Below are 20,111 nucleotides of genomic sequence, written 5' to 3'. Positions count from 1 at the left end.
CTTCCCGGATCTGAGCTTCGATGAACGCGGTCTTGTCCTCGACCACGACGATCTGCTCGAGACCTTCGGCGAACTCCTTTATCTTCTCGCCAACGACGGGGTAGCACATTCCGATGCGAAGGAGACGAATTCCCGCACGATGCAGGGCAGCGTCGTCGACACCCAGATCTGTCAGAGCCTGACGTACGGAGTCGAATGTGGTTCCGGTAGCGGCAATTCCGATCTTCGCACCTGACGGATCAACCTCGATCACATCAAGCTTGTTCGCGGCGCCGTAGGCCTGCACCAGATCCCACCGTGGACCTACAAGGTCGGCTTCAGCTGGAATGATCTTGTCGGGCGCCACGTCCATCGGTCGTTGTTTGTAGACGAAGGGCTTGCCCTCGAACTGCACCTCGGGCACCACGATGTCGAAGTCCGCGATGCTGCCGTCAACCGTCCACGCGCCGTCCGCTACGTCGGCAACGATCTTCAGGGCCACAACACAACCGGATGCGCGTGAAAGCGCGACCGCATGCATGCCCATCGTGATGATCTCTTCGGCATTGCGCGGAAAGAGAACCGGCACGCCCATTGCTGCGAGGGAGCGCTCACTCACTGCAGGTACGGTCGACGATTTGGATGCAGGATCGTCGCCCACCAGCAGGACGACGCCGCCCCTGGGGTTGACGCCATACATGTTCGCGTGGCGAATGGTATCGGTAGCGCGGTCGACACCGGGCCCCTTGCCGTACCAGTAGCCAGTGACTCCATCGAACTTCGCGGTTCCTGCAGGAAGGTCTGTTTGGCTACCCCACACCGCGGTGGCCGCAAGTTCCTCGTTGAAGCCGGGTACGAAGGTGATGTCGTGCTCGGCGAGAACCTTGGGCATCCCGTGAAGCATCTTGTCCACCCCGCCCAGTGGACTTCCCTGGTACCCGGAGACAAAAGTGGCAATACGCTTACCTGCCCGAGTATCGCGAACATGCTGCTCGACGAAACCGCGTGCGATTGCCTGAACACCGGTCAGCAACACCGGGCCCGATCCCGACCGATACCGATCATCGAGATCGTAAGGCTTCGAGTCTGATTCTGTCGATACCAGTGCAGTCATCGTGACCACGCGTCCCATCTCGTTGCGCCTGCGAATGCGATTAGTTGATATGGATTGAGAGTTGAATTTCATTCAACAAAAGTAGAATAGGATGATCATTTCGATCATATGATGGAGCCGCTCGTCCCAGTCGAATGGCGGAATTTTCTGTGACATTTCGCCATGTGTCAAAGTTGAAGTTCCGGTACACCCCGATGTGGATAGTTTGATCCTGTTTCTTCTAGGCTTTTGCGGGAAGTGTAAATTCTTTTGTTTCTTCGTTGAATGGGTTCTCCTGCAACCTGAACTTCTCGACCTTTCCGGTTGGAGTCTTTGGCAAATCGGTGACGAATTCGATATAGCGAGGAACCTGAAACCTAGCCATCGTGGCATAGCAGAATTCCCAGATTTCTTTCTCTGTCAAAGCCGCCTCAGATTTTACGACGACAGATACCTTGACTTCTTCTTCGGTGAGGTCTGACTTTACTCCAAATGCGGCACAGTCCAGAACAGAAGGATGTTCTCGAATTCCTTCTTCCACCTCAAATGAAGAGATGTTTTCACCTCGACGGCGAATACTTTCCTTCTTGCGGCCAATAAAGAACACATTTCCGTCGACATCCATGCGCACCAAATCTCCACTGTGGAACCACATGTTCCGTAGGGCCGAGGTGCTTGCATCAGGATTTTCATAATATCCGGAGAAGGTAGTCCACGGCACTTTGGGACGAATTAGCAGTTCCCCAGGCACACCCGGTGCAACTTCTTGATCAAATTCATCCGCGACGATAATTTCGAATTCCTCTACGGCGCGTCCGCATGAACCTGGAATGCGGGGTTGAGAAAAATGCTGAGTTATCGGAATATTTGCCTCGACGGATCCATAGAGTTCGACAACTGTCAACCCGAATCGTTTTTCGAACATATCGACAGATTCCGGAACCGGTACACCCCACGCCAGTCGCACCGGATTGTCTGCGTCGTTTGGCTTCGGTTCGGCCTTCGCCAAGATAGATAACGTCGCTCCCATGAAGTCGAAAACAGTGGCGCCTGCTTCGCGGATTTCGTCCCAGAATCGCGAAGCGCTAAAACGTTTACTAATCGCAGCAGTCCCACCCACAAGGAGAGCGGGAACAGTTGTCAAAGCTGTGGCATCGGCGTGAAACAACGGGAAAGGACAATACAGAACGTCCGCTCCCGTCAAACCAAAGTCGCGAATCGCGATCCGAGCCTGGGAGGTGAAGTAACGATGCGACAGCATACATGCCTTAGACCGCCCGGTAGTTCCCGAGGTATAGAGAAGGGCCGAGATGTCCGAGAACTTGACATCAACAGTGGGGGCTTTTCGATCAAGATAGAGATCGGATAGCCAAAGTCCACTACCTTTCGCATCCTCGTTGCTGGCCACAACAACGGTGGCGTCGATACCTGCTTTGAACAATGCAGTAGTCAGGATTTCATAGAGATCCTCGTCAACCACGTAGACTTGTGCGTCAGCTAGATTCACTGCGTGCTCAAGACTCAATCCCCTGAACTCGGTGTTGATGGGCACCCAGATTGCTCCGAGCCTGTTGGCAGAAAACCATGTGTGCTCGCATGCCAATGAATTCCGCATGAACACGCTCACGCGATCACCAGCGTTGATCCCGCAGATATCGCTCAAACCCGCGGCCAGCCTGCCGACCTCGTCCTCAAACTGCGAGAACGTGATGTCCTGTCCATCAATTTTGAGGAATACTCTGTCGGGCCAATGTTCGATTGCGTCGCTCAGCGCCGAATTCAAGGTCGTATCGTCATGCATCTTTTTCACCTCAGTTGGCTTGGTACCGAATAAATGTGCGGAATGCTATGGGGTGTGTGTCGTGCGTGTCCGATTCTGGAACGTAGAGAAGCTTTCTTTGGTCTCAACCGATGCAAAACAGTATGAGGCCAGTTCTACTTCGAGTTGGAGATAGGATTCTTGTTGCGGAACGAGTGCGAGCTCGATGGCCCGCTTTACTCCAGTCTGCGACCGCCGCGGATGTCCTGCGAGTTCCGTCGCGATCTCCAAAGCCCGTGCCTTCGGATCTGCATTCAGCTCGGTATAGAGCCCGAGTGACAAACCCTCTTCTGGCTCAACCCACCGGCCTGTCAACAACAGTTGTTTGGCGCGAAGCAGTCCCACCATCAACGGCAGTCGTGCTGTAATTCCGCCAGTCGGAGCGTGTCCGATTACTGCCTCAGGGAACTTGAGCCGGGCTTGCGGGCCTCCGACGACAAAGTCGGCGGTGAGTGCGATTTCGGCGCCTCCACCAACAGCGTATCCGTGGACGGCGCTAACGACAGGGCACGGCGCTCCGGCCATCAATCTCGTCAAATCCTGCAGCTGATGGAATGCAACGCGCAACTCCTCAGCCGTTCCGGTTCGCGGGGCGAGAGTCTCATTCAGATCTTCGCCTGCACAAAATCCGCGACCCGCGCCTTGCAACACAATTGCACCGGCTGACTGCGAGGCACGTAATGCGTCGACCAGGTTTGTCAATAGGTCGGTATTCAACGCATTCAACGACTGAGGCCGATTGAGGGTAATTACTACGACGTCTCCGACGTGTTCCGTCAAAACTGTGCGTTCACTCATTGCATTTCTCCTTTATGTGCGGGGGATACCTGAGCTGAGGTACCACGCCTTCACTGCCAAGCGCTGTAACGAGCAGTGTTTGACGGCGGCGCGGGCTGAGGGAACTTTGCCGGTCGTCCCTGTTGCCTCCGACAAGGACACTAACAGCGATCCGAGCTAGTGGACTGACCAGTAGAACACCAGTCGTGACGAGTGTTGTCAAGCCCACGCACGCGCACAAGTCGTCGCAACCAATCGGGAATCGGGGCGTCAAGGCCGCAAGGCCCTCTGGGTAGATGGAGGTTCGAGAAGCGAAACATGGATCCTGGTTTGCCGACCTCATTGCATTCCAGCGCTTCTCGCCGCAGCCATCATTCCCAAGATTCAGTAAAATCGCTGATGTGGCAGCCCTTCGGTGTCCCAAGCATGCAGATCGAGCCGCTAGTCATTGTGAACCGCAGGCCTATGCAAGGCGCCCGAGTCCCGCCACAACGGCAAGAGGCCGGACGTCGATGTTGTGACAGTCCGCTCACTACCGCCGCCTTTTAGGGGCAAATTTTGCGGCCGGCGGTTGACACAGTGATGGTGATGTAGTTCACTTACCCCACTGGCTAGACCACTACAGGCATTGCCGCCGATCGTCGACCAGGGCGATAATTGCCTATTCGTTCAGCGTGGAAATCGACTTCCCTCGTAAAGTTGCGAGGATTTTTACTGGTAGACGATTCACAATGCTGTCACCCGCCAGAAAAGGACGGGATCGCCGAAAGGCGTGACGAATAGGCCGACCTCGATGTGACGAAGGAACTGCAATCCACGGCATTTTCAGAGACGACAAGGAAAGCTATGAAACAGAATCAGGCACAGATGGCGCCGGTTGCTAATCGGCCCACGATGAACAGGGTAGCTTTCGCGAGTTTTGTCGGTTCGGCGATCGAGTACTATGATTTTTATATCTACGGCGTGGCGGCCGCACTCGTATTCCCGCATGTTTTCTTTCCAAATCTCTCACCAACTGTTGCAACGATCTCCTCATTTGCTACATTTGCGGTCGCATTCATCATTCGTCCCGTTGGTTCAGCTTTCTTTGGCCATTATGGAGATCGGATTGGAAGAAAAAAGACTCTGATCGCCACTCTGTTGATCATGGGGTTGTCAACCGTTGCGATCGGTCTAATCCCTAGCGCTTCCTCGATTGGTGCAGCAGCACCGGTTATTCTCGTATTCCTTCGTGCGCTCCAAGGATTTGCAGTGGGGGGCGAATGGTCGGGAGCGGCACTGCTTACAGCAGAGTATGCACCGGAGCGCAAACGTGGTCTCTACGGTATGTTCCCGCAGATAGGCGTCGGTACCGGACTTGTGCTGAGCAGCCTCGTTTTTCTCCTCGTCAGTCAAACTGTGGGAGAGGGTAACGATGCCTTTCTGTCCTGGGCATGGCGACTTCCTTTTCTTTTCAGTATTGTCCTTGTTGCTATTGCGCTATACATGCGCTTGAACATTGAAGAAACTCCGGTATTTCGCGAAGGTAAGGGTAACATCGCAAAAAGTCCATTGAAAGAACTTTTGCGCGCACAACTGAAGCAGACGATGCTCGCAGCGGGAGCCATGATGAGCGTTTTCACTTTCACATTCATGGGCGGGACGTACCTGACCGGGTACGGGCGCACTGAACTTGGCCACTCCTTTTCTTTGGTGCTCGTTTCGAATGTTGTGGGCGGGCTTGCCATGGTTGTCTTCTGCGCGCTATCGGCTGTTCTCTGCGATGTCTACGGCCGTCGACGAGTCATTCTGTGCGGATTTACGCTGGGGGTTCCGTGGTCGTTCGCTGTGCTGCCAATTCTCGACACAGGATCGCCATTCCTATTTGTCCTTGGCATTGCCGGAACCTTTACCGTTCTCGGAATCTCGTATGGACCGATGGCCTCGTTCATACCTGAACTCTTCGCCACGAAGTACCGCTACACTGGAGCAGGACTTGCATACAATCTTGCGGGCGTAGTTGGTGGCGCCATTCCTCCGGTTATCGCCGGCGTCCTGCTAACAGCCTTCGGCAGTTACGCCATTGCCATTCTGTTGGTCACGTTCGTTCTGATCAGCTTCATCTGCACGTATGCACTACCCGAGACCAATGCCAAGCGTCTCTAGACGGTTTGCAGATCGAGCTGTTCTGGGGATTCGCTTGCACGTTGCTGAGTAGATGAAACTTAGATCGGTAGTGCCAACATATACAGGAGGCCACAGAGATCTATCAACGGCGAGTGGGGGTTTGGATGTTCGCGCGCTCTCCGTCGTCGGCTGCAGAAAGAACTCGATTCGCAGCCGGGGGAGAAGATATGGTCCTTCGAGGTCGAGGAGGCCATCCGCGAACACTCCGCAACCCTGGAATGTGCGGCATACGGCGTTCGATCGAAGCTCATCGAGGGAGAAGTCAAAGTATCGGTAATCGCCAAAGACGGATCGGAGCTGTCGGAGCGGGAACTGCGGGAGTTCTGCTACACGACTATGGCGCGTTTCAAGGTCCCCGCGATGTCGAGCTCGGCCGTGAGCTGGCGAAGACCCGACCGGCAAGATGGAAAAAGCCCGCCTGCAGGAGCGCCCTTCAAACGAGGCCACCGTCGAGTTCGAGCTCCCACCATCACTGACCCACCACAACCCTTGGAAAGAAGAACTATGACAACGACGAAATGGCTCACCTTCGACTGCTACGGAACCCTGGTCGATTGGCGGTCCGGCATGACAGCAGCTCTTCATAGTGTCGCAGGCACCGATGCCGACCGGCTGCTCACGGAGTACCACCGCCACGAGCCGAATGTCCAGACCGAACACCCGGAGTGGGCGTACCGCGCGGTACTCGCTGAAGGTCTCCGTCGAGCAGCTGAGCGATGCGAGATCGAACTTGACGAGGAACAATTGGACGTACTCGGCAGAACACTGCCGACTTGGCCGATGTTTCCCGACACCAACGAAGCGTTGAAGGCGTTGGAAGCCAGGGGTTACAGACTGGGCATACTCTCGAACGTGGACCGCGAAATGCTGCTGCTCACATTGGAAAGCTTCGAAGTGGGAATCGATGAGATCGTGACCAGCTCGGACATCGGAAGTTACAAACCTGCTGCCCCTCATTTCGAGACTTTTCGCGACCGAACCGGCACGGACTGCACCACCTGGATTCATGTCGCATGCAGCTTGTTCCATGATGTGGAAGCCGCGGATAGCGTCGGCATCAGATCGATCTACATCAACCGCGAGAATACCGACTACCCGGCCGAACTCGTGGCAGCCGTGATGCCTGATCTCAAGAGACTCCCAGAGGTTGTGGAGGAACTGTTCGGCCAGGAGCCCAGCTAACGGAGCTCGGTCGAAAGACTGCGGTTATTGTCTCAATCTGCAACATGATTCGGCCCTGGGTCGAACCGGCCCAGGGCTGCAATGGCTGGTTCAGCTGGTTTGCAGGACTTGACCTGCACGGGTACTGCGGCTTCGGGGCGCCCGCTACGAGTTCATAAATGCACGGAGGAGTAACTATGGTGTGCGAAAGGAATGCTCCATGTTCACCGTGAACTATGAGGGGGGCAGTCTGCGGCGGGCCTGACTTTTCGAGCAGCTCGCGAAGGATTGCCTGTGGATTGCTTCCTTCCTGCATGTAGAACCGCAACATGGTTACGGGATGATCTACAAATACGGCGACGCCGAGCACGGTCTGAGTGGATAGCGTCCCATGGAGTGGTGTACTTCGGATCGGTGAACCATCCGGTTCGTGATCAACGAGTCGTGTTGTAGGTTATGCGGTTTCGAGTTCGGGTGTCAAAGATTCGGTCGTTGCTTCGTGGGCCGCGGCTCGTTTCTTCTCTGCGATGACGTCCCGTAGTTCGTCCATGCTGACGTCGGAGACGTAGCGGCGGGTGACCTGCCATTCGTCATGGGATTCGATGACCACCGCCGTCGCCAAACGTAGGAATGCCGCAGGGTTCGGGAAGATTTCGACCACGTCCGCCCGGCGTTTGATTTCCTTGTTGAGTCGTTCGATCGGATTGTTCGACCAGATCTTTTGCCAATGCGCCTTCGGGAACACACGGAACGCGAGCATGTCTTCTTTGGCGCCGCGCATCATCGTAGCGACTTTCGGAAACGACTCCGCCAGGGTATCTGCTACTTGATCCCACTGCGCGGCAACAGCATCCGGTTCGGTGTGGGCGAAGATCGTCTTGATCGCCGCCATCACCGGCGGCACGTGCTTCGACGACACAGCAGAGCTGATGTTGCGCATGAAATGCACTCGGCATCGTTGCCACGATGCGCCGGTGAACTGCTGCATCACGGCAGCTTTCAACCCGGCGTGCGCGTCGGAGATCACCAGATGCACCCCGGACAGTCCGCGCGCCCGCAACCCGACCAGGAATTCGCGCCAGAAATCGAACGACTCACTGTCGCCGACTGCCGTGCCCAACACTTCCCGAGTGCCGTCGATCGACACCCCGGTCGCGACGACGAGAGCGTGAGAGACCACGTGCGCCCCGATCCGGACTTTGCAGTACGTGGCGTCGAGAAAGATGTATGGAAAGCTGGTGTGCGTCAACGTGCGCTCGCGGAACCTCGCGATCTCCGTGTCGAGGCCTGCGCAGATCCGCGACACCTGGGATTTCGAGATTCCCGAGTCGACGCCCAACGCGGCCACGAGGTCATCGACATTGCGTGTCGAGATTCCGTGGACGTAGGCCTCCATGATCACCGCATACAACGCCTGATCGATGCGCCGACGTCGTTCGAGCAGGCTGGGAAAGAACGAACCGGACCGGAGTTTCGGGATCTGCACTTCCACGTCACCGCTGGTGGTCGCGACGGTCTTCGGTCGGTTTCCATTGCGGTAGTTCGTGCGTTCGGCGGTGCGTTCGTAGCGGCCGGCGCCGAGGACCTCGGTGGCTTCGGCGTCGATCAATGCTCGCAGGCCGGCGCGGATCAGTTCGGCGAACACCGATGCGGGATCTGCGCCCTTGAGTGCATCCAATTGGGTGATCAGGGCAGAATGGTCGTGGGTCATCGCGTGGATCCTTTGGTCGAGTCACTTTGGTCGGTAACTCGTTCATCACTACGCGATGGCCCACCCACAGAACCGGAACGACACGCCCGACCTGCGGCTACGCTGTCTCACCGAATGTCCACCACTCCATGGGACTTACCCGTCTGAGTGGGCTTCCGGGCTGTGTGCAATGGATCAGCTCGTCTGGTGGAGCTTGCTTGCGAGGGTTCGTTTGAGGCTCCAGATTCATCTACCGCGACGTCGAACGGCTGCGGGAGATCATGCGCGCACCGGCACGTCGTCAGCCACCGCAGATCGAAGCGGCGATGGGAATCAGTCTGATGTCGCTACTGCGGCAGTTCGACGCCGCCTGCACAGCAGCTTGGTAACGTGCCCGACATTCAGTCTTCGGATCGAAGTCCGATGGCCTCGACGCGGTGATGTTGGCGAACACCGTGCGTATCGATGCCGCGTTGGCCATTCGGGTCCCAGCCCGCGCCCAGCAGGACGCGGGCTGGTCTCGGCAACGCTTCCAGAACTATTTGCTGGTGATGCTCGGGTCTGAGCAGACGGTCGGAAGGAGTTCGTCGCCCTCGCCGACGGCTACCGCGAATCGACTTCAGTCCTGGGTGGACCTGCTGCGCGACTGCCGCCGCCGAGGGATGTGGGCCCCGGTGTTGGTGGTCGGGGACGGCGCACTGGGGGTTCCGGAAGGCGTTGAGGGAAGTGTTCCCCGAGACCCGGTCGCAGCGCTGTTGGTGCCCCAATAAAGCCAATGTGCTTGCTGCGCTACCGAAGTCAGCCCGCCGGGGTGCATTGGCTGCGATGAAGAAGATCTACAACGCCGAGGATATAGACAAGGCGGTCGCGAAGATCGCCGACGACACCGAGCCGCAAGATTTGACTATTTCTCACCGGAAGATCTCATCGAAACAGTTGTATGGATCGCAGGCGACAACAGCGTCTGCTGGGCAACGGGTCTTGGGCCCCGGTGGCGCGGCACTACTGATCGCCTTGCTTGGCACCCACTCCCAGCAGTTGTTCTATATCCCGGGACGGATCGTGCACCGCGCGGCAGCTACCTACCGTGACGACGGTAAGATCGACGCGAAAGATGCTCGGATCATCGCCGATCAAACACGGATGCGCACCAACCTGCACGTACGTCCGCGGAGCGGACCAGATCAGTGTCGACCTACGACTGACTTCTCACAGCCCGCCGCACCGACCGGGACCGCGCGATCAGCGACTGTTTTCGGTCGCCGATCGCGTCGCCCATCATGTCAGGAAAACGGGGCGGTGATTGTCCGGCCGGCATCGTGGTCCGGCCTTGTCGTTGCGGTGTTGGCTAGATTCGCGCTACCGAAACCGACTTGAACCGGCGATCACGTTGGCTCGAGCGGAAGGGACACGACTCCGGAAAGTGGAATCTGGCAGTATCCCCAACTGCACACAGGTCGGTTTGCCACATCCGAACATAGATTCGGAACACAAACATGATCGGCGAACCTCTCAGTCGCCAGCGACATCTCGTACGCGATCGAGGCTAACGAGCGGCGATGATCGGATGCGAAAGGCCTTCAACCAGCGTCAGCCTATGGGCCCGTATGCCGCAAATGCCTCCATCGGTGCTCTACGGTCGTCTGGGATGAACCGGCCGTAATGCTCGATGATGTCCTTAAGCGCCATTCTGGCGGCATCCGCTCCATTGCCTTGTTCGATCTGTTCGAGAACCAATCCGTGCCGCCGACAGCTGTCGATCATCATTTCTTCGACGTCGAAGGAAGCCTTGAGTTTGATTTCAATCAGGTTCATGACCACGCCGCACGCGACATCGTTGCATACTTTCAGTAATCCGCTGTTCGCGGATTCAGCCACGGCTTGGTGAAATTTTACGTCCGCCGCAGAGAACGCTTCGTACCCTGATCTGATTGCACTGGCAGCCTCGGAATGTGCCTTCTTCATCTTCTCCAGCTGTTCGGCCGTGTGGGCCACCGCTGCGAGAAATGTGGCCGATCCTTCGATGGACATGCGGAACTGAAGTAGATCCGCGAGGTCGAAGTGCTCTAGATGGACCATGGTGGTCAGCGACCGGTTCAAGGCGGTAGGTGAGAATTCCTGCACCACCGCACCTCCCGTAGGGTCACCTTGGCGTGACTGGATCAGTCCGGAACTTTCCAATACCCGCAGAGCCTCACGAACTGTGGTGCGGCTGACTGCGAACTCCGTCGTGAGTTCGCGTTCACTTGGGAGCCTGTGACCTGGCCGTAGCTCGCCCCTCAGTATCGCGTCCTCGATCTGTTTGACAATGCTCTCGTACGCACGCACTCGTTTGGCCGGAGCGAACTGACGGCGTGGTTCCGTGGTGGGTTTCGCTGGCACGAGTTCGGCTCCCTAGTGCGTAAGTGGTCGGACCGCTATCACTCTACCCTCCGGTAGCCGCCATCATCCGCCGTGCTGGGCGAGGCGGTCAGTGATCTTCTGCGCTTGAGCTACAGCTCTGCTGTGGGTCAGGGTCGCGCACACATTGTCACCATCGAAAACCTCGACGGTGAAGTGAAGGCGTCTGCCGTCGCGCTCGACGAGTGTCGCACGAGCTGTCAACGTTGCTCCTACCGCACTGGGCAGCAAGTGCTCGATAGTAGCGGCGGTACCCACAGTGAGTTCTCCGTCTTGCAGCTCACCGGCAACGATGTTGTGGCATGCCACTTCCGCCAGGCCCAGCACGAACGGCGTTGATGCCGCCTTGGGGAAGTCGGGTCCAAACATTGCTGCAGTGTCCACATCGCTGACGGTCTGCGATAACGATCCTGTTAACGACATGTGTTCTCCCTGTTGATGATCCAGCTCCCGGTAGGTGCGCCGGGTCACTGTTTTTTGAATTTTCCGAAATGGCTTGTGCCGCCAGCCGCAAAGCATACTATCCATAGTGGCTAGACCACTAGTCGATTCGTTTACTGCCTGAAGCGCGGTTCCACCGATTGGCTTTGGCCGGCTCAGCGCGGCACCCATTCCTACGAGGAGATCTACTGTGAAGCCCCACCCTCTCGACGACGCACCACTGTCCGGATTCCACAAACGCTTGGCGCTGTACGCGGCAGGTGGTCCATTCCTTGACGGTTACATCTTGAGCAGCATCGGGGTTGCGCTGGTCGCTGCTGGTCCCGAACTGGAACTATCGACTGTGATGAAAGGGCTGATCGGCGCCGGCGCCCTGATCGGCATGCTCTTCGGGGGGGCGGTATCAGGCTTCCTTACCGACCGCTTCGGACGACAGGTGATGTTCACCCTCGACTTGGGACTTATAGCAGCAATTTCCGTGTCCCAGTTCTTCGTCACCGAAGGATGGATGCTGCTCGTTGCCCGACTGTTCCTCGGCGCGTGCGTGGCGGCCGATTACCCGATGGCATCTTCCCTGCTCACCGAGTTCTCGCCCCGAAAATACCGAGGACAATTTCTCAGCGGACTCGTATGCATGTTCTTCATCGGCGCAGCGGCGGCGTACTTCGTCGGCGACGCCATGCTCAGGCACCTGGGCGATGACGGCTGGCGCTGGTTCCTCGCCAGCGCCGCTGTTCCGGCGCTCACCCTGCTTCTTCTACGACTCGGAACCCCAGAGTCCCCGCGATGGCTGCTGAGCCGAGGGCGCGAGAGCGAAGCACAACAGGTACTCACCCGGGTGTACGGGGCACATGTGACCGTTGCAGACATCGCCCCGGACGCGGGTCGCACCAGCACGTGGCGTGACCTCCTGCGACGCGGTTACCTCGGACGTCTTGTCTACGTGGTGGTCTTCTACACCTGTTCCAACATCCCAGTTTTCGCGATCTACACCTTCGGGCCCGAGATCCTCGGAGCGTTCGGCTTGGAATCCATATCCGACAACATCGGATCCGCCGTGCTCGAATTCCTGTTTCTCATCGGGGTAGTGGCAGCGTTGTTGGTCATCAATAAGACCGGACGCAGACGAATGGTCATCTGGGGCTCGATCCTTGCTGGACTCGCCCTACTCGTTCTCGGTTTGGCTCCCGAGGCCTCGCCCCTCGTTGTAGTTGCCGCATTCACAGCTTTCGCGATCTTCAACGGCGGACCCCAGGTGCTGACATGGGTCTACCCCAACGAACTGTTTCCCACTGCCATCCGTGCGACCGCAGTGGGCATGGTGACGGCATTGACACGCGTCGGCTCAGCAGTAGGCGTCTTTCTCGTCCCCCTGTCGCTCGATCACCTTGGAATTGGTGGCACGATGCTGATCGCCGCTGCGATCCTGATATTCGGCGGCGTGGTGTCCATCATCTGGGCCCCAGAAACTACTGGCTTATCCCTCGACGAAGCCAGCAGCATCGACAATGGAGCAGACGGGCGCCGGCCTGCTGCGCAGACCGGACAATCACTCCTGGCCGCAAAATCCGAACGCTACTGACACCCAGTAACGCGTTCCCTGAACGCTAGAACACGTGGCATGTCTCGTCTCGAACCGAGGCGAGCCATGTCGTGTCTCCAACAAACGGGGAGACGATGCGGCCGGTCGCGGCACTGGGAACTCCCGCAACGGCACGTGGACGAAGAGGTGTTCGCCGAGGTGTTCGCCGAGGTGTTTGACGAGATGGTCGTCGTATCGATCAATTGAAGTCGCCCAGGCAACGCGAACGGTTCGTCAGCACCGTCGGTTCAGTCGCCGGAGTGGTCCGGCAGGAGTTGAGCCGTGAGTGATCGTGCCGTGGCCGTGAGAGTGGCCGTGTCCAACCCGGTCCGGCTCATGAACACGATCCCTTGTTGCGCGGCCAGGAGGGCCCGCGCCAGTGCGATCGGATCTGCTTCGGTTGGCAGGTCGCCCTCGCGTTGGGCCCGGGCGACGGAGTCACCGATCAGTGTGGTGGACGTTTCGTAGGTGCGGTGGGCGTGTGCGAGGACTTCCGGATCGGCGTTACCGAGTTCGCAGGTGCTGTTGGCCATGAGGCAGCCGCGCTGCGTACCGGTGCCGTTCGGATCGTCGATCGGTGCTTCGAGGAGCATGCGTAGTGCGTCCACGGCCCGTGGGGCCTCGGCGAGGGCTTTCCGAAGTTGGCCATGGCTCTCGTCGGTATAGCTGTGCAGCGCCCGAAGGAAGAGCTGGTGCTTGTCGCCGAACGCTGCGTAGAGGCTGCACCGTCACACACGCCGAACTTGACCGGCTCGAGCAGGACGCGAACACCGCCTACGCCAGACAACTCCTGGTCACTGCGGGGATTCTTCCCCACCGCCAGGAAACGCTGGCTCAGCTCGAACTGTGGATCGCTGCAACCGTTTCACGTCTGCCGGCTGACCAAGCGCGGATCATCCGCCCGTTTGCGGAGTGGGACATTCTCAAAGACGCCCGGGCTCGGGCGCGACGCGGACCCTACACACGGGGAGCGGCTACGGCGGACCGCGATGCCGTCCGCACTGCTTGCATGTTCCTGGACTGGCTCGACAACGATGAAGCCAATATTGAATCAGTCACCCAGGAGCACCTCGAACGCTGGCTCGACACTCACCCCACCAGACGCAATCAAATCGGCTGCCTACTCCGGTGGACCGTCGCACGCGGCATCACGGGCACTCTCGAGATCCCGAAACGCCTTAACCACCAACCCTCGCGGTTCCTTGAGGAGCAGGAGTACAGACGGCAGTTGGGCCGATGCCTCAACGACGACACGCTCCCACTCGACATGCGAGTAATCGGCGCCTTGACCCGCCTGTATGCGATCCCGATCACTCGTATCCTCGAAATGACCACTGACCGGTACACCCGGGAGCACGCCCGCGGCTACCTCACCATCGGCGCCAATCCCGTACTACTACCACCCAAACTGGCCCACCTGATCGAAGCGCTCATTGAACGACGAGGAGCCGCTTCCACGTTCCACGCGGGCCCAGCCCAGCCGCCCTATCTGTTTCCGGGACGCCCGCCCAGCCGACCGCGTAGCGTCGCTGCAGTCCAAATCCACCTCAACAAGATCGGGCTCCCCAACATTCACGCCCGCAACACCGCCATGCTCAAAGCCATCACAGAGCTTCCGGCGCCCGTCGTCAGCGAACTCTTTGGACTGCATCCCTCCACCGCCGAGAAGTGGACCCGCCTCGCGCAATCGAACTGGGCCGACTATCTGGCCGTCATCCGTCGGCAAGAGTGAGACGAGGGCGTTGTAACCGCGAGCGAGTGGCTACGCAGCTACTTCTTCGAGCGCGTAGCGCGCATTGACCTCGACCCATGTCGACAGGGCAGGTGGTTCTACTGCACCAGGTCGATCTCGTCAGCGGCGAATCCGAGAAGACCCGCAATGGCCGAGTGGGCAGCATCTCCATAGATCTGGTCCTGAGAATCCTCGCCGAACGCCAACGAATAGAGGTCTGTCGGATCTTCGGATAGCAATATCCGACTCGATTTGGCTGAGCGCTGCCCTTGCACGTGATACCAGCACCCTCGATCGCCGCCTCTGTTCGGCACGGGTCACATTCGAAGTACCCTGTCGTGCGGACGGGTCCTACCTGGTGGATCTACGATCTAAGGGAGATCGAGGCTAGCTGTTGCGGCGAGAGCTCCCAGTAGTTGGAGCTTGTCGGCGCTCGGTGATCCGGGCAGTGCTTGGTACACGATCAGCTGGTGGCCGGGAGCGCTGCGGACATCGAATGCGTTGTACTCGAGAAGTAGGTCACCGACATCGGGATGACGAAATGCCTTGGCCTCGTGGGTTTTGCCTCTCACGTCGTGCCGATTCCAGAGGTCGCGGAACTCTGCGCTCGCAGCGTGTGCCTCGAGAATGAGTGCCCGGACGTCGTCTGCAGAGCCGATGTGGCCGAGAGCAAGCCGAAGATTCGCGACGCAGGCGGTTGTAGCGCGCTCCCAATCGGTGAAGAACCGGCGCCCGAAGGGATCGAGGAACGTCATACGGGCGATGTTGTCGATGCGTTCGAAACCGTTGTACAGAGCACCAGCGAGGTCGTTATACGCGAGAACATCCAACTGGCGGTTGATGATCAGCGCGGGGGTGTGCGACCACGACGTGAGAAGCTGACGGAGCGAATCGTCGACGGTCTCGCGCATCGGCGTACGCGGTGTCGGCGCCAGACCGGCAAGGCGGAACAAATGCTCGCGCAGATCTGAGTCGAGGTCGAGCGCACCCGCCAGAGCGTTGAGCACCCCGGGGGAAGGATTCCGCTCGCGGCCCTGTTCGAGTCGGGTGTAGTAGTCGACGCTGACGCCAGCGAGCATGGCTACTTCTTCGCGGCGAAGACCCGAGACGCGGCGGCCGGGCTGGGCCTTGATGCCCATGGTGGAGGGCTTTACGTGGCCCCGTCGTGCTTTGAGGAACGTTCCCAGTTCGGTCGAGCTCATGAGACGACGTTAACTTCTCGACGTCGGGTCTGGCAGGCCGTGTCGCACCCTGGCAGGTTTCGGTTGACCGAGGCGACCAGAACAGCGCCCAAGAGCGTGATTGCAACCACGACGCAAGCCGCGGCAGTCAGGTTGCCGCCGAGGGCAGATGCGGCGATCACCGGGCCGATACTTCCGCCGAAGAACATGAAGGCGCCGTACCAAGCAGTCGCGCCGGCCGTCTCCTCCGGCGCAGCAACCTCCACGATGCGCGCGACCAGAGCAGGTGTCGTGAGTGCGATCGCAGCGACGAAGACGACGACGCCAACGGCAATAACCGCGGTAGCGGCCTGAATCGCGACGGTTGCTGCGCTGGTCGCGGCGAGAAGGAACCCAGCGACGGCACGCCGGCGAGCCGGAATGCCGTGTAGAAAACTTGCGGCCACCGTTACGAGAACAAGGGCGGGCAAGGTGGCGATCCGTAGACCTTGCAAGCCGCCGGGGAAGCCCGCGACGGCGGCAGAATCACTAAGCTGCAATGCTGTGAACAGGGCCACGTAACCGCCGAGCACCGCCGCGGTCGCGAGGTATAGGGCGATCATCCGTCCGCGGCGAATGACTCGGGGAAGTACGAGCAACGCCTGCGACATCGGTACGGACGCAACCGCACCTCCGGTCAGCGTGACCGCAAGTACGCCCGCGCACACGGCCAGGCCCATTCCGCTCGCGAGGAATACACCTCTCCAGCCCCACAAGTGGGCCGCCGGACCGGCGATCAAAGGCATGACCACAGCCGATGCCAGAAACCCGGTTGTCAACGCAGTGGTGGCGACGGTCCGAAGACGCGCGGGAAACTGCTGCGCTACGTACACCAACGCACAGGGCGCAAAAGCCGCGGTGACGAAACCCTGCACCGCGCGGATTACCAGCTCGGCGCTGATCGATGTCGGCGCGGCCGCAGCCAGCGCCGTTGTACTGGCGCATACCAAACCAGCGAGCAGGACAGGTTTGGCGCCGAAGCGCCCGGCGAGCGGGCCGACGGCCAAAAATCCACACGCGTAAGCGATCCCGAAGATTGTGGTTGACGCTGCCACAGCTGAGGGCGGGACGCGCAAGCTGTCGGCCATCGAATCGATGAGACCGAGCACAACATAGGTCTGTCCGACAGCGAGGATGCCCGTCACCGTCAGCACCGCCACAGTGACCACACTGCGTATTTGCGAGAGTGCGGGTGAAGTCATGGGAGCGAGTCCTTTCAGAGATGCCGCAGATCGGCAGGATTCGACTCTCTCCTCCCTAGCGAGCATGAACCAGGCCGTAGCGCACCCAGGTACACACCGGCCTGTTCCAGTCACCCATCCAGCCCGATAGTGGATTTCGCCGGGAACACCGGCGTCCCTCGAATCGCCATTCTGGAGCACATATGAACACCCCCTTCAGCCCTGAACTGCTCGCGCTGATCAACACCAACCGCGCCACCGGGCATCGCCCACTTCTGTTCGGCAACGCCCGCGTCATCACCGACGACTCATTGATCGGTGACTTCGACCGCGGCGATGTTCTTCTGGGCGGCTCCCGCGTGGTCGGCATCGGGCCCGGGCTACTCACCGCGGCCGACGACGACGGCGCCATCGTCATCGACTGCGACGGCTACGTCATCGTGCCGATGGACATCGACATCGCTCAGCTGCGCGGCCTCCGCGAGGCTTCCTTCCGGTCGCCGACCGCGCTTGCACCCGGCAATCCGGCCAGTTTCGCGATCTTGCCCGCCGACTCCGGCGAATCAGCATCCGCCGCGCTCCGCCGATTCCTCGGCGCCCCAGAGTCCGCGTCCACGGTGGTCATCGCCGGCGACGTGGTTCTCTGGGGCGGGCAGAGTGTCAACACCGGCGACGCCGCTGAAGCGCCCGCTGTCGCGAACGCACCCTCGGACCACTATCTCGGCACCTGGATCGACGAGAACGACTTCGTGCATCAGCACCTGACCGCCGACGGCCGCTACGACGAGACCCGCGGCGGCCGCCCGCATGCCTTCCAAGGTTCCTTCTGGATCACCGGGGACCGTATCGACTACCGCGACGACCTCGGCTTCTGGGCCTTCGGTGAATTCATCGATGGCACCCTGCACCACGCCGGTTACACCTTCCACCGGTCCTGACCGCGACTTGAGACTGAGGAGAGACCCACATGCACACCTCCCTTGCTGACTTCAACGCCGCCCGCACCAGCGGCCGCCCGATCCTGTTGAGCGGCGGTGCCGTCGTCACGATGGACCCAGATGTTCCGGATCTCGACTCCGGCGATGTCCTGCTCGTCGGCTCGCGCATCATTGCCGTTGGACTCGACCTCCGTTCCGACCCCGACCACGGCGCTGCTGCCGCATCAGCGCTCGTCGTCGACGCCCGTGGCGCGATCGTGTGCCCCGGCTTCGTCGACACCCACCGCCACGCCTGGGAAGCGCAACTGCGCCGCAGCATCCCTGACGTCGGCGACCTCGGCGAATACGTCATGTCGACGCTCTCCGGCATCGCACCGAGCTACACCCCCGACGACATGCACGTCGGCACCCGCCTCGCCGCGTTGACCGCGCTCGACTCGGGCATCACGACCATGCTCGACTTCTCCCACAACTCGCGGAGCACCGCCCACTCCGATGCGGCGCTCAATGCGCTCGTCGACTCCGGAATCCGGGGCGTACACGCCTCGATGGGTCCGCACTTCGGTGAGTGGGACCGTCAGTGGCCCGCCGACATGGGCCGAATGGTGAGCGATTTCCACGGCGCCGCGAACGGCCTCGTCACCGTGCGACTCGCTGCGCTGTCCACCGACGAGATCGCCGGCCCGGCCATCGCTTACGGCCCCGAACTCGCGGCCGTGGCCCGTGACCTGGGGGTCTGGACCAGCATCGACGCCGTCTTCGGAGTGCCCTCGTCGGAGGCGATTCTGCAGTGGGCGCGGATGGGGATCCTCGACCCGACCCTCACGCTGATCCACTCGACCGGGCTCACTGCCGATGCCTGGTCGGCGATGGGAGATGCCGGGGTCACGGTGTCGCTCGCGCCCACATCCGACGCGCAGATCGGTCTCGAAACCGCGGTCCCCGCCGTCGACGAAGCCCTCTCCGTCGGGATCCGCCCGGGCTTGAGCATCGACGTCGAAGTGGCACTCGCCAGCGACATGTTCACCCAGATGCGGGCCCTCCACGCCATCCAGCGGATGCGCGCCACCAACGCCACCTACGGCACCGACGAGTCGCGCAGCAAGATCACCACACGGGACGTCCTCGACTTCGCAACCCTTCAAGGCGCCCGCGCCAACGCACTCGGAGACGTCACCGGCTCGCTGACCCCGGGCAAAGACGCAGACCTCCTCATCGTCCGCGCCGACGACATCAACAACATGCCCCTCAACGACGCCATCGGCACCCTGGTACTCGGCTCGGATGCCCGCAACATCGACACCGTTCTGGTCGCCGGCAACCCTCGCAAGTGGGCGGGCTCGCTGGTCGGTGAAGACATCGACGCACTTCGCGCCGACGTCGTCCGCTCGCGCGACGACATCACCCGGCGGGTGGCGGCACTGTGAGGGATACCGGAGACACGGACGACACGGAAGACACGGAAGACACGGAAGACACGGAAGACACGGAAAGAGTTACAGCAATGCAGCATTCGTTCGTCGGGCTCTGGGTCACGGCCGACGGGAACATCCGCCAACGCCTCCTCCCCGAAGGCCGCTACGTCGAGGCCCGCGGCAACCGCGAGGCCGCATATACCGGCGCGTATCGGATCGAAGGCTCCATGATCTACTACCGCGACGACACGGGCTTCTCGGCCGACGGCGAGTTTCGCGGCGACATCCTGTACCACGCAGGCATGGTCATGTACCGAGAGACGGCCGCTCGAACACTCCCGTAGACGTAGCTCTTCCTCGATCGGCTCCTACCGGGTGCAAATCTCTCTCATAGGGAATGCCAGGGGATTCCGACAACATCGTGAGAATCCCTGACCTCAACCTGCAGGATCCCAATGCGGCAGGTCACCCTCTGTGTCCCCGCAAGGTCTACATCAGTTGTAGGTCTTGCGGGGGG

At 59.9% G+C, this 20,111-nt stretch carries 17 protein-coding genes and 4 pseudogenes; 11 read left to right on the top strand and 10 right to left on the bottom strand.

Annotation, left to right across the window (positions count from 1 at the left end; all coding sequences use genetic code 11):
• From B0E55_RS30630 to B0E55_RS30620, 3 genes and pseudogenes are all read right to left on the bottom strand, one after another.
• Positions 1-1,093 (bottom strand): annotated as a pseudogene (locus B0E55_RS30630) (indolepyruvate ferredoxin oxidoreductase family protein); the annotation flags it as partial.
• Between the two features lie 220 nt (positions 1,094-1,313).
• Positions 1,314-2,873: an AMP-binding protein gene (locus B0E55_RS30625; RefSeq protein ID WP_080911130.1), complete on the bottom strand. Its 1,560-nt coding sequence runs from the start codon at positions 2,871-2,873 to the stop codon at positions 1,314-1,316.
• 45 nt (positions 2,874-2,918) lie between these two features.
• Positions 2,919-3,689, bottom strand: coding sequence for an enoyl-CoA hydratase/isomerase family protein (locus B0E55_RS30620; RefSeq protein ID WP_007730671.1), 771 nt, complete (start codon positions 3,687-3,689; stop codon positions 2,919-2,921).
• Between the two features lie 873 nt (positions 3,690-4,562).
• On the opposite strand from B0E55_RS30620, the gene B0E55_RS30615 reads away from it, so the two are divergent.
• From B0E55_RS30615 to B0E55_RS30610, 3 genes and pseudogenes are all read left to right on the top strand, one after another.
• On the top strand, positions 4,563-5,813 hold the full coding sequence (locus B0E55_RS30615) for an MFS transporter (RefSeq protein WP_179154664.1): 1,251 nt from the start codon (positions 4,563-4,565) through the stop codon (positions 5,811-5,813).
• Between the two features lie 63 nt (positions 5,814-5,876).
• Positions 5,877-6,182 (top strand): annotated as a pseudogene (locus B0E55_RS32720) (AMP-binding enzyme); the annotation flags it as partial.
• 156 nt (positions 6,183-6,338) lie between these two features.
• Entirely contained in the window at positions 6,339-7,016 is a 678-nt protein-coding gene (locus B0E55_RS30610; protein WP_007730676.1) for an HAD-IA family hydrolase, read from the top strand.
• Between the two features lie 433 nt (positions 7,017-7,449).
• Here B0E55_RS30610 and B0E55_RS30605 read toward each other — a convergent pair whose 3' ends face one another.
• Complete coding sequence (locus tag B0E55_RS30605; protein ID WP_019749808.1) at positions 7,450-8,706, bottom strand: IS256 family transposase; 1,257 nt, start codon at positions 8,704-8,706, stop codon at positions 7,450-7,452.
• Positions 8,707-9,227: 521 nt separating this feature from the next.
• On the opposite strand from B0E55_RS30605, the pseudogene B0E55_RS30600 reads away from it, so the two are divergent.
• Both B0E55_RS30600 and B0E55_RS32715 read left to right on the top strand, forming a co-directional pair.
• Positions 9,228-9,561: pseudogene (locus tag B0E55_RS30600) on the top strand (transposase); the annotation flags it as partial.
• Between the two features lie 24 nt (positions 9,562-9,585).
• A complete protein-coding gene (locus B0E55_RS32715) occupies positions 9,586-10,062 on the top strand; it encodes an IS110 family transposase (RefSeq protein WP_443216822.1) in 477 nt (158 codons plus the stop codon).
• Between the two features lie 213 nt (positions 10,063-10,275).
• Here the strand turns inward: B0E55_RS32715 and B0E55_RS30590 are convergent, their stop codons facing one another.
• The 3 genes and pseudogenes from B0E55_RS30590 to B0E55_RS31780 form a co-directional block, all read right to left on the bottom strand.
• The gene (locus B0E55_RS30590) at positions 10,276-10,812 is read right to left on the bottom strand and encodes a FadR/GntR family transcriptional regulator (RefSeq protein WP_238565203.1); all 537 of its coding nucleotides are present in this window, start codon (positions 10,810-10,812) and stop codon (positions 10,276-10,278) included.
• Between the two features lie 21 nt (positions 10,813-10,833).
• Positions 10,834-11,013 (bottom strand): annotated as a pseudogene (locus tag B0E55_RS32375) (FadR/GntR family transcriptional regulator); the annotation flags it as partial.
• 117 nt (positions 11,014-11,130) lie between these two features.
• On the bottom strand, positions 11,131-11,508 hold the full coding sequence (locus tag B0E55_RS31780; protein WP_007730682.1) for a thioesterase family protein: 378 nt from the start codon (positions 11,506-11,508) through the stop codon (positions 11,131-11,133).
• Positions 11,509-11,716: 208 nt separating this feature from the next.
• Here B0E55_RS31780 and B0E55_RS30580 point away from each other — a divergent pair, with 208 nt between their 5' ends.
• On the top strand, positions 11,717-13,108 hold the full coding sequence (locus B0E55_RS30580) for an MFS transporter (protein WP_007730683.1): 1,392 nt from the start codon (positions 11,717-11,719) through the stop codon (positions 13,106-13,108).
• 248 nt (positions 13,109-13,356) lie between these two features.
• Here the strand turns inward: B0E55_RS30580 and B0E55_RS30575 are convergent, their stop codons facing one another.
• Positions 13,357-13,716 (bottom strand): TetR family transcriptional regulator C-terminal domain-containing protein, encoded by a 360-nt coding sequence (locus B0E55_RS30575; RefSeq protein WP_039973085.1) that lies wholly within the window; start codon positions 13,714-13,716, stop codon positions 13,357-13,359.
• Between B0E55_RS30575 and B0E55_RS32055 the strand changes: the two genes are divergently transcribed.
• Positions 13,707-14,840, top strand: coding sequence for a hypothetical protein (locus B0E55_RS32055; RefSeq protein WP_198538479.1), 1,134 nt, complete (start codon positions 13,707-13,709; stop codon positions 14,838-14,840). The two genes, B0E55_RS30575 and B0E55_RS32055, sit on opposite strands and share 10 nt — an antisense overlap.
• Before the next feature lie 77 nt (positions 14,841-14,917).
• A complete protein-coding gene (locus B0E55_RS31775) occupies positions 14,918-15,076 on the top strand; it encodes a hypothetical protein (protein WP_157902104.1) in 159 nt (52 codons plus the stop codon).
• A 135-nt stretch (positions 15,077-15,211) separates the two neighbouring features.
• Here the strand turns inward: B0E55_RS31775 and B0E55_RS30565 are convergent, their stop codons facing one another.
• A complete protein-coding gene (locus B0E55_RS30565) occupies positions 15,212-16,042 on the bottom strand; it encodes a helix-turn-helix transcriptional regulator (RefSeq protein WP_019749812.1) in 831 nt (276 codons plus the stop codon).
• Positions 16,039-17,262, bottom strand: a complete 1,224-nt coding sequence (locus B0E55_RS30560; RefSeq protein ID WP_080911128.1) for an MFS transporter — start codon at positions 17,260-17,262, stop codon at positions 16,039-16,041. The genes B0E55_RS30565 and B0E55_RS30560 overlap by 4 nt, the downstream gene beginning before the upstream one ends.
• A gap of 182 nt (positions 17,263-17,444) precedes the next feature.
• On the opposite strand from B0E55_RS30560, the gene B0E55_RS30555 reads away from it, so the two are divergent.
• The 3 genes from B0E55_RS30555 (at position 17,445) to B0E55_RS30545 (ending at position 19,938) form a co-directional block, all read left to right on the top strand.
• Positions 17,445-18,179 (top strand): Atu4866 domain-containing protein, encoded by a 735-nt coding sequence (locus B0E55_RS30555; RefSeq protein ID WP_019749814.1) that lies wholly within the window; start codon positions 17,445-17,447, stop codon positions 18,177-18,179.
• Positions 18,180-18,208: 29 nt separating this feature from the next.
• Positions 18,209-19,606, top strand: a complete 1,398-nt coding sequence (locus B0E55_RS30550) for an amidohydrolase family protein (protein ID WP_019749815.1) — start codon at positions 18,209-18,211, stop codon at positions 19,604-19,606.
• Between the two features lie 77 nt (positions 19,607-19,683).
• The gene (locus B0E55_RS30545) at positions 19,684-19,938 is read left to right on the top strand and encodes an Atu4866 domain-containing protein (RefSeq protein WP_037134809.1); all 255 of its coding nucleotides are present in this window, start codon (positions 19,684-19,686) and stop codon (positions 19,936-19,938) included.
• The last annotated feature ends 173 nt before the right edge of the window (positions 19,939-20,111 follow it).

Source organism: Rhodococcus sp. 66b, from assembly GCF_002076325.1.
Taxonomy (GTDB): domain Bacteria; phylum Actinomycetota; class Actinomycetes; order Mycobacteriales; family Mycobacteriaceae; genus Rhodococcus_F; species Rhodococcus_F erythropolis.
Note: the sequence above shows the minus strand (reverse complement) of the source record. Positions and strands in the feature narration are given on the sequence as shown.